Here is a 14913-nt window from a genome sequence, read left to right as displayed (position 1 = left end):
CCGAGCGGGGCAGGCACTTGCCGGGGACCCTGCACGCGGAGGTCTTCTGCAGCCCGAACGGGTCGTGGGCGCGCACGGGCTCGCTCCCCGTGCCCAACCACACGAGCGCGCGCTGGTGGTCGACCGCGCGCTCGTCGTGCTGCTGGGTGCTGCCGTGGTAGACGGCCCGGCAGCCGCCCCCCGCGGCGGGGGCCGCACCCCCGGTCGCGGTGTGGTCGCGGTCCGGTCGCGGTCAGAAGGACGAGAACAGCAGGACCGTGCCGGCGACGAGCCCGACGAGCATGAGGAGCAGGGCCGCGACGGTGGTGGTGACGGTCGTACGCCGGTCGGGGCCCTTGACGACCACCGGCCTGCGGCGGAGCGGGCCCGCCTCGCCGGGCAGGGCGAGGGCGGCGACGAGGTCGTCGCGCAGCTCGAGGGCGGAGGCGTGGCGCCTGGCGGGGTCGCGGTGCATCGCCTTCGCCAGCAGCTCGTTGAGGTGCCTCACCTGGGGCGAGCGGCCCTGCAGCTGGGGCACGGGGTCGCGCACGAAGGCCTCGGCGACCTGGAAGTCGGAGCCCTGGTGCACCGGCTCTCCCGTCAGGGTCGTCCAGACCAGGGCCCCGAGGGAGTGCACGTCGCTGGCGACCCCCGGCTGCTCGCCGAGGTGCACCTCGGGCGCGGTCACCGACCGGCTCACGCCGATGTCGCCGAGCACGGCGGTCGGCGTGCCGGCCCGCCACTGGACGAGCACGTTGGCCGGCGTCAGCCCGCCGTGCAGCACGCCGGTGGAGTGGATCGCGGACAGCCCGGTCGCCACCTGAGCCATCAGCTGCAGGCCGAGGTGGACCGGTGCCGCGCCCTGATGGCGCAGCACGTGGCCGAGCTGGTCGCCCGTGACGAGCTCGCTCGCGACGTACATCCGGCGCCGCTTGTCCTCGCCGTAGAGGTAGACCAGCGCGACGTGCGGCGACTGAACCGACGCGGCAGCGCGGGCGGCCCGGGTCACGCGGCGGCGGGCGACCGTGTCCTCCGCGGCGTCGGCGGAGAGCACCCTGAGGGCCACCTCGCGCCCGCCAGCCCCCTGGGTGGCGGCGTAGAGGACGCCGTGGTCCGAGTCGCCGAGGCGGCGCTGGATCCGGTAGGGCCCGACCTCGTCACCGGCGGCAGGGTAGGAGTGCACGGGCCTCTCCTACCCCGCGCCGGTGGCGGTGAAACTCCTCAGAAGAGCAGCGCGCTCGCCGGGTCCTCGAGGATGCCGGCGACGTCGGCGAGGAACCGCGAGCCCTTCTCCCCGTCGATGTGGCGGTGGTCGAAGCTCAGCGCCAGCGTGGTGATCTGGCGCGGCACGATCTGGTCGCCGTCGGGCCCGGAGACCACCCATGGCTGCTTGCGGACCGCGCCGAAGCACAGGATCGCCGACTCGCCGGGGTTGATGATCGGGGTGCCCGCGTCGACGCCGAAGACGCCGACGTTGGTGATCGTGAACGTGCCGCCCGCCATCTCGGCCGGCTGGGTCTTCCCCTCGCGCGCCGTCGCGGTGAGCTCACCGAGCGCCCGCGCCAGCTCGACCAGCGAGAGCTGGTCGGCATCCTTGACGTTGGGCACGACGAGCCCGCGCGGGGTGGCCGCGGCGATGCCGAGGTTGACGTAGCCCTTGTAGACGACCTCCTGCGCCGCGTCGTCCCACCAGGAGTTGATCTCGGGAGTACGCCGCATCGCCAGGATGCAGGCGCGCGCCAGGACCAGCAGCGGGCTGACCTTGACGTCGCGCAGCTCGCGACGCTGCTTGAGCCGCTCGACGAAGTCCATCGTGGCGGTCACGTCGACGGTGATCCACTCGGTCACGTGCGGGCTGGTGAAGGCCGACCGGCTCATCGCCTGGGCCATCATCTTGCGCACGCCCTTGACCGGCTCCCGGGTCTCCCGGGCGCCCATCATCGGGGCGACGCCGGGGCGGCCGAGATCGGCGTACTGCTCCGGCATCCTCGGCGCTGGCCCACCGGATGCCGCGGCCTGCACGTCCTCGCGGGTGATCACGCCGCCCGAGCCCGAGCCGGTCAGCGTGGCGAGGTCGATGCCGAGGTCCTTGGCGAGCTTGCGGACGGGCGGCTTCGCCAGCGCTCGTACGTCGCCACGCGGGCTCTGCGTGTGCGCAGGCACCAGGGCCTCGGCCGGACGGGAGGGCGGCGGCGCGGCCGCGGACGTGGCCGGCACCGGCGCCTCCTCGGCAGGGACCACCTCGTGCGACTGCGCGCCACCGGGCGCGAACGCACCCTGCAGCTGCAGCTGGGCCTGGGCACCGGCCTCCGAGGCCGGCGAGGCAGAGCCGCGGCGGGCCCGGCGCAGCGCGCCACGCTCGGCCTTGTTGCGGCCGACGAGCGACTCACCCTCGCCGCCGCCGCTGGCGGCGGGGTTGGAGAGGTCGATGTCGGTCAGGTCGACGGCCGGGGAAGGGGGCTGCGGCGCGGCGGCCGGAGCTTCGCCCGGTGTGCCGATCGAGATGATCGGGGTGCCGACGGCGACGGTCTGGCCCTCGGGGACGAGCAGGCCCAGCACGGTGCCGGCGAACGGGGACGGCAGCTCGACGATCGACTTGGCGGTCTCGATCTCGACGATCACGTCGTTGATCTCGACCGTGTCGCCCTCCTTGACCTTCCAGGAGACGATCTCGGCCTCGGTGAGGCCCTCGCCGACGTCGGGGAGCAGGAACTCGGACATCAGGGCGCCTCTCAGAACTGGAGCGAGCGGTCGACGGCGTCGAGCAGCCGGTCCAGGTCGGGCAGCCACTCCTCCTCGATCCGCGACGGCGGGTAGGGGGTGTCGAAGCCGCCGACCCGCAGCACCGGGGCCTCCAGGCTGTAGAAGCACTCCTCGGTGACCCGGGCCGCGATCTCGGCGCCGAGGCCGAGGTTGACGTGGGCCTCGTGCACGACGACGCAGCGCCCGGTGCGGCGTACGGAGTCGTAGACGGGGGCCATGTCGAGCGGCGAGAGCGTGCGCAGGTCGATGACCTCCAGCGAGGTGCCCTCGCCCGAGGCGGCCTCGGCGGCCTTGAGTGCGGTCTTCACGGTCGGGCCGTAGGCGAGCACGGTGGCGTCGGAGCCCTGCCGGACCAGCCGGGAGGCGAACAGCGGGTCCGGCGTCGCGGACTCGTCGAGGTCGGCCTTGTCGGCGTGGTACTGCCGCTTGGGCTCGAGGAAGATCACCGGGTCGTCGTGCGCGATGGCCTGCTGGATCATCCAGTAGCCGTCGACCGGGTTGGAGCAGGTGACGACCTTGAGGCCCGGCGTGTGCGCGAACTGCGCCTCCGGCGACTCGCTGTGGTGCTCGACCGCCCCGATGCCGCCGCCATAGGGGATGCGGATGACCATCGGCAGCCTGGACTTGCCCTGGCTGCGGAACCGCATCTTCGCGACCTGGCAGACGATCTGGTCGTAGGCGGGGTAGACGAAGCCGTCGAACTGGATCTCCACGACGGGCCGGTAGCCGCGCAGCGCCATGCCGACCGCCGTGCCGACGATGCCGGACTCGGCGAGCGGCGAGTCGATGACCCGGTCCTCGCCGAAGTCCTTCTGCAGGCCGTCGGTGATGCGGAAGACGCCGCCGAGCTTGCCGACGTCCTCGCCCATGATGAGGACCTTGGGGTCGTCCTCCATCGCCTTGCGCAGGCCCATGTTGAGGGCCTTGGCCAGGGTCACCTTCGTCGTGCTCATCGGTGGGCCCCTTCGGTCTCGAAGCTCTCCAGGTACGCCGCGTAGGTGTCGCGCTGGCCCGCCAGCTCGTCGGTGATCTCGGTGTAGACGTGGTCGAAGACGCTCAGCGGCGACGGGTCGGGAAGCGCCTTGCAGCCCTCGCGCAGGTGGTGGCCGAGCTCGTCCGCCTCCGCCTTGAGGTCGGCGAAGTAGGCGTCGTCGACCAGCCCGTTGCGCCTCAGGTAGACCTCCAGCCGGGCGATCGGGTCCTTGAGCTTCCAGTGCTCCAGGTCGTCGGAGAGCCGGTAGCGGGTCGGGTCATCGGTGGTCGTGTGGGCGCCCATCCGGTAGGTGTAGGCCTCCACGAAGGTCGGGCCCTGCCCGTCGCGGGCGCGTTGCAGCGCCGCCTTCGTCACGGCGTACGTCGCGAGGACGTCGTTGCCGTCGACGCGCACGCCGGGGAAGCCGAAGCCGAGGGCGCGCTGGTAGAGCGGGATCCGGCTCTGGCGCTCGATCGGCTCGGAGATGGCCCACTGGTTGTTCTGGCAGAAGAACACCACGGGCGCGTTGTAGGACGCGGCGAAGATGAAGCCCTCGTTGACGTCGCCCTGCGAGGATGCGCCGTCACCGAAGTGGGCGATCACCGCGGCGTCGCGGTCGGGGTCACCGGTGCCGACGACGCCGTCGCGCTGCATGCCCATGGCGTAGCCGGTGGCGTGCAGCACCTGGGCGCCGATCACGATCGTGTAGAGGCCGAAGTTGTTCTCCGCCGGGTCCCAGGAGCCCTGGTCGACGCCGCGGAAGAGGCCCAGCAGCTGGAGCGGGTCGACGCCGCGGCACCAGGCGACGCCGTGCTCGCGGTAGGTCGGGAACACGTAGTCCTGTGGGCGAAGCGCCCGGCCGGCACCGATCTGCGCAGCCTCCTGGCCGAGCAGCTGGGCCCAGATGCCGAGCTCGCCGTGGCGCTGCAGCGCCGTGGCCTCGGTGTCGATCCGCCGGGTGAGCACCATGTCGCGGTGGAACCCGCGCAGCTGGTCGGCGGTGAAGTCGTGGTCGAAGTCGGGGTGGTGCACCCGCTCGCCCTCGGGGGTCAGCAGCTGGACGAGCTCGGGGCCGCCGTCCTGCTGCGAGGGGCCGAACACCTCCACGAGGTCTGGACCGAAACCTGACGCGTCGCTCAAGGCAGACTCCTTCGCACTAGCGGCGGCTCGGGGTCTCCGGCTCGCCGGCAGCTCGGTGTGGCCGATGGCGTGTGTGACCCCGACCACATGGTGTCGTCAAACGTATCGGGCGGACCAGCCCCCACACCAATCCGGTGGGTGACCACGCTGCTCCGGACACACCGAAGCCGGCGCAGAGGTCGGGGTCGACCCTCTGCGCCGGCTCGGCTCCGGCCGGGCTGGGGGATCAGTCCAGCCGGGACTCCACGTACGTCACCAGGACGTCCGCGAGTCTGGCCGCTTGCCGGTGTCCGGCAGCACCTCGGGAAGCTCGCAGGCCCGCGGCATCCGGAGCCGGTCGAGGACCTTCCCGGACTCCCTCAGCGACACCCTCACCTGCGGCTTGCCGTGGCCCTCCCAGAGTTTGCGGCTCTCGGGCTTGACCCGGACGGCGTACTTCTTCGTGCCGATCCTGACCTGGTAGACGGCCACGCTCGAGCGGGAGTTGCGGAGCCTGGCCCGCACGGTCCCCTGGCAGGTGGCAGCCAGCGAGCCGACGGCCTTGCCGGACTCCTGCTCAGCGATGACCTCCACTAGCGGCGGCGGCGGAGCCGTGACCACCGGGGGCAGGGGCGGGGTGCACGCCGTGACGGTGACGCTGTCGGACGGGTCACCCGCTCCCGTCATGTCGACGATCGCCGTGTTGGTGTGGTCGAGGCACGCACCGCGTGCGCCCCCTGCCACGCTCAGGTCGTACTCATAGGACTTCGTGAGTCCGGACGACCAGACCAGGTCCTCCTCCAGCACGATCCGCTGGCCGGGCACGGTCTTGTCGTCGACGACGTCAACGACCTTGTCGTGCTCCGCCCGCACCGCGAAGGCCACCGGGGCCGGCGAGGTGGAGGCCGTTGCCGGCTGTGCGGAGCCCGGCGGGGTCCACGAAGCGGAGGCGACGTTGGTCCCGTCGGTCGGCGCACCGGTGAACGAGCAGGTGTAGGGCAGCGTCACGACGCCGCTCTGGTCACCCGCCCGGGCGGGGATCACCACGTCCTGGCCACCCTGCACGGTGCAGGTGACCCCACCACCGACGTTCATCGGGGTATCGGTGATGTCGGCCGTGATGGCGCCCCCGGCGTACTCGTTGGGGTTGGTGATCGCGATCGTGCCCTTCATCGCCCACCCGGAGTCGACGGCCGCACCGGCCTTGACGGTGACCGTGTAGTGGAACTTCGCGGTGCCGGTCGAGGGGTCGACGTCACGCCTGGTCGCGTCGGCCACCTTCTCGATGCCCCACGTGTAGGAGCGCTCGAGGTCAGCGGCGACCGTCTTGGCGAGCGTGAGCGGCTTCTCCACGCAGACCTCGACCGTCTCGCTTGCGACCGGCGGGTTCGGGCTGGCCGTCAGGTCGAGCACGGCGTTGTTGGTGTACGACGTGCAGGTGCCAGCGGCGCCCGTCTTGGTCAGCTGGTAGGTGTGCGACCAGGTGGACGGGTCCGCGAAGTCGGCGTCGAACAGGAAGCCGGGCGGCACGTCCTGGTTGGTCTTGTCGTCGGTGATCGTGACCTTCGAGTCGAGGATCGTCCCCGAAGGCTTGAACGCGATCGGGATCGTCTTGCTGACCTGCTCACCGCCGAACGTCACCCGCGCGGTGTTGTTGCCGTCCGGGTGCCCGGCGCCCTGGCACGTGTAGGCCAGCGGCACCGTCGCCTTGGGAGCGATCTTCACGCCGGTCGCGGTGTCCTTGCCCGAGCTGGTGAACGTGCAGGTCCAGCCCGTGACTCCGGAGACGTCGGTGACGTCCACGGTCAGGGGTGTGGTCGCCGACGGGTTCTTGACCGACACCGTGCCGGTCCAGCTCGCCGAGCCGTCGTCGACGACGTCGCCGGGCACCGCCTTCACCGTGTAGGTGAACGTCGCGGCACCGCCCTGGGCGATCTCGACCTGGGTCTCGTCGACGTCCTTGGTGACGGTCCACAGCCGCTTGCGGCCGTGGCTGGCGTCGTACGTCTTGTCGACACCGGGCGCGCAGACCTCGACGGTGTGGCTGGCGTCCTGCCCGGTCGGGCTGATCGTCACCGTGTTGAGGTGCGGCTCGCAGGCACCGGCGGTGGTGTCGAGCGTCCGGGTGTAGGTGAGCGTCTGGGTGTTGCCGGCCATGGCGCGGACGGTGTCCCAGTTGAAGGACGACTGCGGTAGGCCAACCGGCGCACCGTCGAGGACGTCGGCCAGCGTGATGTTGTAGTTGGCGGGAGTCGGGTCGTGGGCGACGTTGATGTCGACCGTCTTGGTCGCCGTCTCACCCGGCGTGAAGTACTCCTGCTTGTCCCACGTGATCGTGGCGGTGTTCGTGCCCACGTAGTTGCCCTGCGGCACACCCGGGCAGGTGTAGGCGTAGGACTGGCTGCTTGCGTCAGCCGGGACGGACACCTGGTGGCCGGCCGTGCCGGGGTCGGCGTCGGCAGCCGTGAAGGTGCACGGGTAGGCCTGGCCGTCCACTGTGGCGACGTCGACCAGGGTCACCTCGACGGCCCAGTCGTTCGGGTTGCTGAGGAACACCTGGCCGGCGAGCTGCCGGTCGGAGTCCTGGTAGCCCACGGCCTTGAGGTCGACCTTGTAGGTGACCTCGGTCGTGTAGTTGCCCTGCCCGTCGTCACCGGTGAAGACGGTGCCGGGACCGGACTTCGCGACGTCCCACGTGTAGACCCGGTCGTAGGACAGGGTCGCGATCTTGTCGATCGCCAGGTTGCGTCCCACGCAGACCTGCACGGTCTCGGAGTCGTCCGTGGCGTCGGTGGTGTCGTTCTCGTCCGCCGTCACCTTGTTCGGGTAGCTGGTGCACGACCCCGGCACGCCGTCGATCGTGCGCTTGTAGGTGGCGATCGTCTTGGTGACCGGCAGGGTGCCGCCTCCCACGAAGGTGTCCCAGGTGAACGTGCCGAGGTCCTTGCCCGGCTGCTGGCCGTTGAAGACGTCGGTCACGGTGACCTGCTCGTCGGTGCGCTGGTCGATCGTGTAGGTGTAGTCGACCGCGTGCGTCCGGGTGTACGACGGGTTGGCGCCCTCCTGCGGGTAGGTGGCCGCGTCCCAGCTGGCCGTGGCGGTGCTGGTGCCGCTGGCCGCCGGGTTGGCTCCGGGGTCGCAGACGTAGTCGTACTGGTTGCTGCCTGTGGGCACGTTGACCTGGAAGCCGGCCGCGCTCGAGACGTCCTCGAGGGGCTGCGGGTCGGCGAGGCTGGTCACGAACGTGCAGGCGTTGCCACCGGTGATGGTGGTGTCGAGCGTCGCCACCATGCCCACGGCGTTGGGGTTGCCGAGCGTCACGGTGCCGTGCACCTCGAAGCCCGACTTCTGCTCCGAGAGAGCGCTCAGCTTGACGGTGTACTGGAAGTCGGCCGGCGTGCCCTCCGGCACGTTGGCGCTCTGCCGGTCGACCGACTTCTCGACCTTCCAGTCGTACTCGACGTCGTACGTCGCCTCGGGGTCATTGGTGATCGTGAGCGGCTTGAAGATCCGCGGATCCCGGAAGATCCGGATCGGTGTGGTCATGCCGTCCTCGTCGACGACGATCTCGAACGAGCGCTCTCCCTCGGGCGGCAGCAGGTAGCCGGGAGGCGCCACCGTCTCCGTGACGGTGTAGGTGCCCGGCGACGCCGGGTCGATCTCGATCCAGCCCGCCCTGGGGTCGCTGTCGGGGGCCTGGTTGTCGACGACGGTCAGCGGCGGCGTCGGAGCGCTCCCGGGGGCCGGGTTGGGGGAGATCTGGTAGGTGGCTCCACCGACCGAGTTGCCGAACTGGTCCACCTTCCTGAACAGCATGGAGCCGCACGTCGGCGGGACGCTGATCGGCACGGGCTCCACGTAGTCCTTCAGCGAGGACGCGTCCGCCTCACCGGTGAAGGAGCGGATGTTGGCGGTGCCGAACCCGCCACGGCAGTCGGTGCCGGTGAAGAAGGAGCTGAGGTTGAGCGCCCCCTCCGCGAAGTGGCCGCTCTCACCGGTCGCACCCACGAACCCTGCTGCAGCGGTCGAGATCTGGCACCAGCCGGCCGCCGGGTCGTAGCCCGGGACCAGGAGGCAGTTGCTACCCCACGTGCCGGCGCCCTGGATCGTCCAGATGTAGGCCTTGGTCAGGGTGAACGCGTCGCTTCCGTTCTGCTCGAACCGGACCATCAGGTCACCGGCGGTCCGGGTCGGTCGGGCGGGGTTGGCCGAGGTGTTGTCCTCCTGGTTGAACTCCACGTCGTAGTTCGTGACGCCGGTCGTCGTGAGCCGGCGGAACCCGAAGAAGCCCCACTCCTCGCCCGCCGCGTTGGTCTCGTTGTAGAAGTACACGTCGGAGATGTCGTCCTGGTTGGGCGCGAGACCGGTCTTCTGGATCCAGGTGCTCGGGTGCTGGAACTCCTTCGAGCCCTGCCCGAAGGTGGACGTGTCGACGTTGCCCACCGGGTCCTTGGCGTGCGTGCCTGTGCTGGCCCAGTCCTTGCCCCCTGCATCGACCGTGACGTTGCCGTCGATCTCGAAGCCCTGGACGATGGCGGCGGACGCGGCAGGCGCAAGCGCGAGCATGCTGACGTGGACGACACCGAGGGACGCGACGAGCGCCACCAGCGTCGTGAGAGCAGAAGCCCGGCGTCGACGGAGCCCCGGCTCCGGACACACGGTCGCTCCGCGAACGGGTCGAGATGATGACATGTAGTGACTCCCCACTGAAGTGGGCCCCTGAGAGCCTCGCTCGGATCGGACGGCCAGACAGGTCGCCCCGCGCTCCTCGTGGGCCTGATAATTCGGGCTACTCCAAATGGGGGATGCCCCATTGCTGGAAGGTTGCCCCAAAATGGGGAGGACCTTGACGACCCGCGGGGCAACTTGACTGGCCCTTTACCCCCGTGGCGGAATGGGGCGCACTGGACTGGACCACCGAGCGCCCGACGATCTCGAGAGGTCACGGGGAAGGGACAGGATGCGACGCACGCGCACGCGGCTGTGTGGAGTGGCCGCCACAACCCTCCTCGCCGCCGTGGGCGCCGGGCTCTTCGTCCCCTCGGCACCTGCCGACCCGGGCGACCCGGAAGACCGGCAGCGCGCCGTCGCCGCGCCGCGGCCGGTCATCTGGGACCGCGACTTCGGCGACCCGTCGGTGGTCCACGACGGCACCCGGTGGTTCGGCGCCGCGACCGGCTGGCGGGCCCGCACCTCGATCTCCACGCTGGACCACGGCGGCTGGCTGCGCACGGGCGACCTGCTGAACACCAGGCCGGCCTGGGCCCGCTTCGCCGGCGTGTGGGCGCCAGAGGTCGAGAAGGCCCCTGACGGGTCGTGGCTGGCCTACTACACGATGCCGGTCAAGGGCATGCCGCACGCCGAGGACCGCTGCATCGGCGTCGCCGTCGCGCCCAGCCTCGACGCGAAGTTCACCCCCCTCGGCAGCCGGCCGCTCGTCTGCCCGTCCTACGCCCCCACCGAGCCGGCGGGCGACCAGGTGGCCGGCCGCGCGCCGGAGCTGCCCCAGCGCGGCGTCATCGACCCCTCGTCGTACATCGCCGCGGACGGCCGCCGCTTCCTGCTCTACCGCACCCAGGGCACGCCCTCCACGATCCGGATGGTGCGACTGTCGCCGAACGGGCGGTACGCCGTGCGCCGCAGTCGCGAACTGCTGCGCGACCCCGGCGTGCTGGAGAACCCGACGCTGGTCAAGGATCGTGGCTGGCACTACCTGATGACGTCGAAGGGCGCCTACAGCGACTGCCGCTACCGGACCGTGTGGCGGCGCTCGAGGTGGTGGCACAAGGGCTGGGAGGAGGTGCGCTCCCACGTCCTGCTCAACCGCCAGCGCACCGGAGTCTGCGGCCCCGGCGGCGCCGACTACGTGCCGCCGACCGCGGGTGCGGGCAACCGGCTCTTCTTCCACGGCTGGGTCTGCAAGGGCACCAACCTGCCCTGCTACCAGAGCTACCAGGGACAGCAGGACTACGAGGACGTCGGCAAGCGCGCGCTGTACGCCGTGCGGCTGAGGTGGCGGATGGACGGACCCTCGATCGCCGCGTTCGTGCAGGGGCCGCCGTGGACCCCGCCCCCGCCGACGCCGACCCCGACACCCACCACGACTCCGTCGCCCACCCCGACACCCACCACGACTCCGTCGCCCACCCCGACACCCACCACGACTCCGTCGCCCACCCCGACACCCACCCCGACCGAGACGACGAGTCCACCGACGACCTCACCGACACCGGCCCCCAGCCCGTAGCCGGCTACCGCGCGTCCCGGCCCAGCTTGTTGCGGCCGTGCGGCGTGTGCCAGACCGACTCGTCAGGCCCCTTCGGCACGATGCCGGTCGGGTTGATGTCGGTGTGCACGCAGTAGTAGTGCGCCTTGATCTGGTCGAAGTCGATCGTCTGTCCGAAGCCGGGGGTCTGGTAGAGGTCGCGCGCGTAGCCCCCCAGCGCCGGCATCTCGGCCAGCTTGTTGCGGTTGCACTTGAAGTGGCCGTGGTAGACGGCGTCGAAGCGCACCAGAGTGGTGAACAGCCGCACGTCGGCCTCGGTGAGCCGGTCGCCCATCAGGTAGCGACGGTCGGTCAGCCGCTCCTCGAGCCAGTCCAGGGCGGTGAACAGGCGGTCGTAGGCGTCGTCGTAGGCCTCCTGCGAGCCGGCGAAGCCGCAGCGGTAGACGCCGTTGTTGACCTCGGTGAAGACCCGCTCCATGACCTGCTCCATCTCCTCGCGGAGGTCGTCGGGCCACAGGTCGGGGGCATCGGGGCGGTGGTGGTCGCGCCACTCGAAGAAGAGGTCGTGGGTGATCCACGGGAAGTCGTTGGTGACGACCTGCACCGTCTCGACCTCGACCATCGCGGGGACGGTGATGCCCTTGGGGTAGTCGGGGAAGCGGTTGAGGAAGGCCTCCTGCAGCCGCTCGATGCCGAGCACCGGGTCGACCCCGCCGGGGTCGAGGTCGAACGTCCAGCTGCGCTTGTCATGGGTGGGGCCGGGGGCGCCCCACGAGATGACATCCTCGAGGCCGAGGAGGTGGCGCACGATGATCGACCGGTTGGCCCACGGGCAGGCACGGGCGGCGACGAGGCGGTAGCGGCCCGGCTCGACCGGCCAGACCGTCACGTCCGAGCGGCCGCCGTACTCCGCGTCGTGCGGGTCCGCCGACCGCTCCCCCGCCAGGATCCGGTCGGGGACGTAGCTCATGTCCCGCTCGAAGGCCTTGCCCTCCTCGGTGTAGGTGGGCTTCCCGTTGTCGCTCATCGTTGAAGCCTAAACCGGCTGGGGCTTCACGGCCTGCGACCGCCCACCCGGCAGCATCTGGCACCCTGAGCGCCGTGCCGCGCCTGCCCCGACCCCTGCTCGCCCTGCTCGTGGGGGTGCTTGTCCTCACGGGGAGCCCAGCCGCCGCGAAGCCGCGCGTCCCCCGGCCCGTGCTGGCGTCCGACTTCGCGGACCCGGCGGTGGCCGAGCTGGGGGCGGGCTACGTCGGCTTCTCCACCGGCTCGCTGGTGCCGCGCGCGGTCACCCGCCGCCCGCACGGGTCGTGGCGACCCGCCGGCGCGGCGCTCACCCGGCTGCCGGCCTGGACCCGCGAGGGCCACGTGTGGGCCTCCGACGTGGCGCGCGTCGGTCGGTGGTGGCTGCTCTTCTACGCGGCGCCCGTCCCGGGGGTCGGGGAGCACGGTCGCTGCATCGGCGTCGCCCGGTCCCGCACGCCCCTCTCGGGCTTCGAGCCAGTGGGCCGGCAGCCCCTCGTCTGCCCGTCGTACCTCCGCAAGGTGCCCACCGCCCAGGACCCGGTGCCGAGCGTCGACCTGCCGCGCGCGGGCGTGATCGACCCGTCGCTGCACTCCGCGGATGGACGGCACCACCTGCTCTACAAGACCGACAGGATCCCCTCGAGCATCCGGATCGTGGAGCTGACGCGCGACGCCCAGCGGGTGCGACCGGGGTCGGCCAGCGTGGAGCTGGTGCGCTATGACGGCGTGGTCGAGAACCCGCTCCTCCTCAGCCGGCCGCAGGGGCACGTGCTGCTGCTCAGCGAGGGCGACTTCACCTCCTGCCGCTACCGCACGATCTGGCACCGCTCGCCGAGCCTGCTCGACTGGAGCGTGCGCGACTCGGGCGTGCTGATGGACCGCGGGAGCACTCGCCTCTGCGGGCCGGGCGGGGCTGACGTCGCCGGCAACCGGCTGTGGTTCCACGGCTGGACGTGTCGCGGGCAGGCGTTGCCGTGCGCCAACGGGTGGTCGTGGGAGCGCCGGGGCCGGCTGCGCGCCATCCGGTCGATGTACGCCGCCCGGCTGGGGTGGTCGGGCGGGCTGCCGGTGCTCCGGGGCTTCGTCGAGCCGGGTCGCTAGCGGGCCTCGAAGGAGCGTGCCAGCTCGAGCAGCCGGTCGTTCGCCTGGACCTCGCCGATGGAGACCCGCGCCCCCTCGCCCGCGAACGGGCGCACCACGATCCCGAGCTCATCGGCGGCCGCGGCGAAGTCGAGGGTGCGGTCACCGAGCTCGAACCAGACGAAGTTGCCCTGCGGCTCGGGCACGTTCCAGCCGGCCTCGCGGAGGCCGGCGACGACCCGGGCGCGCTCGGCGACCAGCGCCTCGACGCGCTCCAGCAGGGCGTCCTCCGCCTCGAGAGAGGCCACCGCGGCGGCCTGCGCGACCGAGGAGACACCGAAGGGCAGCGACACCGCGCGGAGGGCGGCGGCGAGCGGCGCCTGCGCCACGGCGTACCCGACCCGGAAGCCCGCGAGGCCGTAGGCCTTGGAGAAGGTGCGCGTGAGCACGACGTTGTGGTGGTCGCGGTAGGTCGCGAGTCCGTCGACGGGGTCGTCCATCCGCACGAACTCGAGGTAGGCCTCGTCGACGACCACCACCACGTGCGAGGGGACGGCGGCGATGAAGGCGTCGAGCTCGGCCTGCGTCACCGCCGGGCCGGTCGGGTTGTTGGGCGTGCACACGAGCACGACCTTCGTGCGGTCGGTGACGGCCGCCGCCATCGCGGGCAGGTCGTGCCGGCCGTCGGCAAGCACCGGCACCCGCACCGAGGTGGCGCCGGCGACCGCGGCCGCGATCGGGTAGGCCTCGAAGGACCGCCAGGCGTAGACGACCTCGTCGCCGGGGTCGCAGAACGCACCGAGGAGCTGGTAGATCAGCGCCACACTGCCCGTCGCCGCCGCGAGGTCCTCGACCGGCACGCCCAGCCTGGCCGCGAGCGCGTCGTACAGCGCGCTGTTGCCCATGTCGGGGTAGCGGTTCATCTGCTCGGCCGCGCGCGTGGCGGCGGTGAGGACGCCCGGGAGCGGCGGGTAGGGGTTCTCGTTGGACGACAGCTTGAAGGTGGTGAGCCCGGGCCGCGGGGTGGGCGGCTTGCCGGGGACGTAGGCCGGGATCTGGCCGACGTTCGCGCGGGGCTGGGGAGTCGCTGGCATGGCGGTCACACTAGCCATCGACGGCGAGGGTCTCGATGCGATGGCAGCGCTCGACCAGCGATCAGTACCGTCGCCACGGCCGCAGCACCGCGGCCAGCAGCAATCCGATGACCACGCCGATCGCCGCGCCGGTCACGTTGTCGACGACGTCGGTGACGTCGCAGGCGCGGTCGATGCGGGCAAGCGCGAGCTGGCCGGTCTCGATGCCGATGGAGTACGCCGCGAGGCCGGCGAAGCCGAGCGGGATCCACCGCCACGCCCACCAGCCGGCGAAGGCGAGCACGCCGAACGCGCCGGCCGGGACGAAGAGCAGCGTGTTGAGCGTGCGTTGCGTGCCGCCGAGCACCCAGAACCCCTCGGGAGCGGGGCCGCCGTAGTCCCACGAGCACGTCGGCGAGCGCGTCTCGGCGGGGACGATGCCGGTGCCCCACTGGGCGGGGACCAAGGTGACCACCGCGATGACCAGCAGGCTCCAGAGCAGGCCGGCGACGAGCACGGCGTGGACGGGGCCCAGCCGGCGACGTACGAGCAGGGCGACCAACGCGGCGAGGGCCGCCGCCAGCAGGGCGCCCAGCACCATCACGCCCGTGCCGCCGATCGTCACCACGGCGGAGAAGGCTACGCGGTGCCGTGGCGGCTTGCCCCGCGCCACT

Annotated in this window: 10 protein-coding genes; 2 read left to right on the top strand and 8 right to left on the bottom strand. The window is 71.6% G+C overall.

All coding sequences use genetic code 11. The annotated features are described in order from the left end of the window. Nucleotides 1–232: 232 nt before the first annotated feature. The 5 genes from DDE18_RS01135 to DDE18_RS22725 form a co-directional block, all read right to left on the bottom strand. Complete coding sequence (locus DDE18_RS01135; RefSeq protein ID WP_116570397.1) at nt 233–1162, bottom strand: serine/threonine-protein kinase; 930 nt, start codon at nt 1160–1162, stop codon at nt 233–235. Nucleotides 1163–1200: 38 nt separating this feature from the next. Beyond that, entirely contained in the window at nt 1201–2700 is a 1500-nt protein-coding gene (locus tag DDE18_RS01130) for a dihydrolipoamide acetyltransferase family protein (RefSeq protein ID WP_116570396.1), read from the bottom strand. An 11-nt stretch (nt 2701–2711) separates the two neighbouring features. Beyond that, on the bottom strand, nt 2712–3695 hold the full coding sequence (locus DDE18_RS01125; RefSeq protein WP_116570395.1) for an alpha-ketoacid dehydrogenase subunit beta: 984 nt from the start codon (nt 3693–3695) through the stop codon (nt 2712–2714). Continuing rightward, complete coding sequence (gene pdhA, locus DDE18_RS01120) at nt 3692–4855, bottom strand: pyruvate dehydrogenase (acetyl-transferring) E1 component subunit alpha (protein ID WP_116570394.1); 1164 nt, start codon at nt 4853–4855, stop codon at nt 3692–3694. The genes DDE18_RS01125 and pdhA overlap by 4 nt, the downstream gene beginning before the upstream one ends. A gap of 252 nt (nt 4856–5107) precedes the next feature. Then, nucleotides 5108–9439 carry a prealbumin-like fold domain-containing protein gene (locus DDE18_RS22725; protein WP_165820969.1) on the bottom strand — a complete coding sequence of 1444 codons (4332 nt, stop codon included), beginning with the start codon at nt 9437–9439 and terminating at the stop codon, nt 5108–5110. 385 nt (nt 9440–9824) lie between these two features. On the opposite strand from DDE18_RS22725, the gene DDE18_RS01110 reads away from it, so the two are divergent. Then, nucleotides 9825–11081: a family 43 glycosylhydrolase gene (locus DDE18_RS01110; protein WP_211754355.1), complete on the top strand. Its 1257-nt coding sequence runs from the start codon at nt 9825–9827 to the stop codon at nt 11079–11081. Nucleotides 11082–11085: 4 nt separating this feature from the next. Here DDE18_RS01110 and DDE18_RS01105 read toward each other — a convergent pair whose 3' ends face one another. Beyond that, nucleotides 11086–12087: a glutathione S-transferase C-terminal domain-containing protein gene (locus DDE18_RS01105; RefSeq protein WP_116570392.1), complete on the bottom strand. Its 1002-nt coding sequence runs from the start codon at nt 12085–12087 to the stop codon at nt 11086–11088. Nucleotides 12088–12161: 74 nt separating this feature from the next. Between DDE18_RS01105 and DDE18_RS01100 the strand changes: the two genes are divergently transcribed. Then, nucleotides 12162–13187, top strand: a complete 1026-nt coding sequence (locus tag DDE18_RS01100) for a glycoside hydrolase family protein (protein ID WP_165820968.1) — start codon at nt 12162–12164, stop codon at nt 13185–13187. Here DDE18_RS01100 and hisC read toward each other — a convergent pair. Next, nucleotides 13184–14260 carry a histidinol-phosphate transaminase gene (gene hisC, locus DDE18_RS01095; RefSeq protein WP_211754354.1) on the bottom strand — a complete coding sequence of 359 codons (1077 nt, stop codon included), beginning with the start codon at nt 14258–14260 and terminating at the stop codon, nt 13184–13186. The genes DDE18_RS01100 and hisC overlap by 4 nt on opposite strands. A gap of 61 nt (nt 14261–14321) precedes the next feature. Then, on the bottom strand, nt 14322–14867 hold the full coding sequence (locus DDE18_RS01090; RefSeq protein WP_133241115.1) for a VanZ family protein: 546 nt from the start codon (nt 14865–14867) through the stop codon (nt 14322–14324). Nucleotides 14868–14913: the final 46 nt, after the last annotated feature.

Source organism: Nocardioides gansuensis (genome assembly GCF_003076135.1).
Lineage (GTDB): Bacteria > Actinomycetota > Actinomycetes > Propionibacteriales > Nocardioidaceae > Nocardioides > Nocardioides gansuensis.
This window is presented reverse-complemented; position numbering and strand designations above follow the sequence as displayed.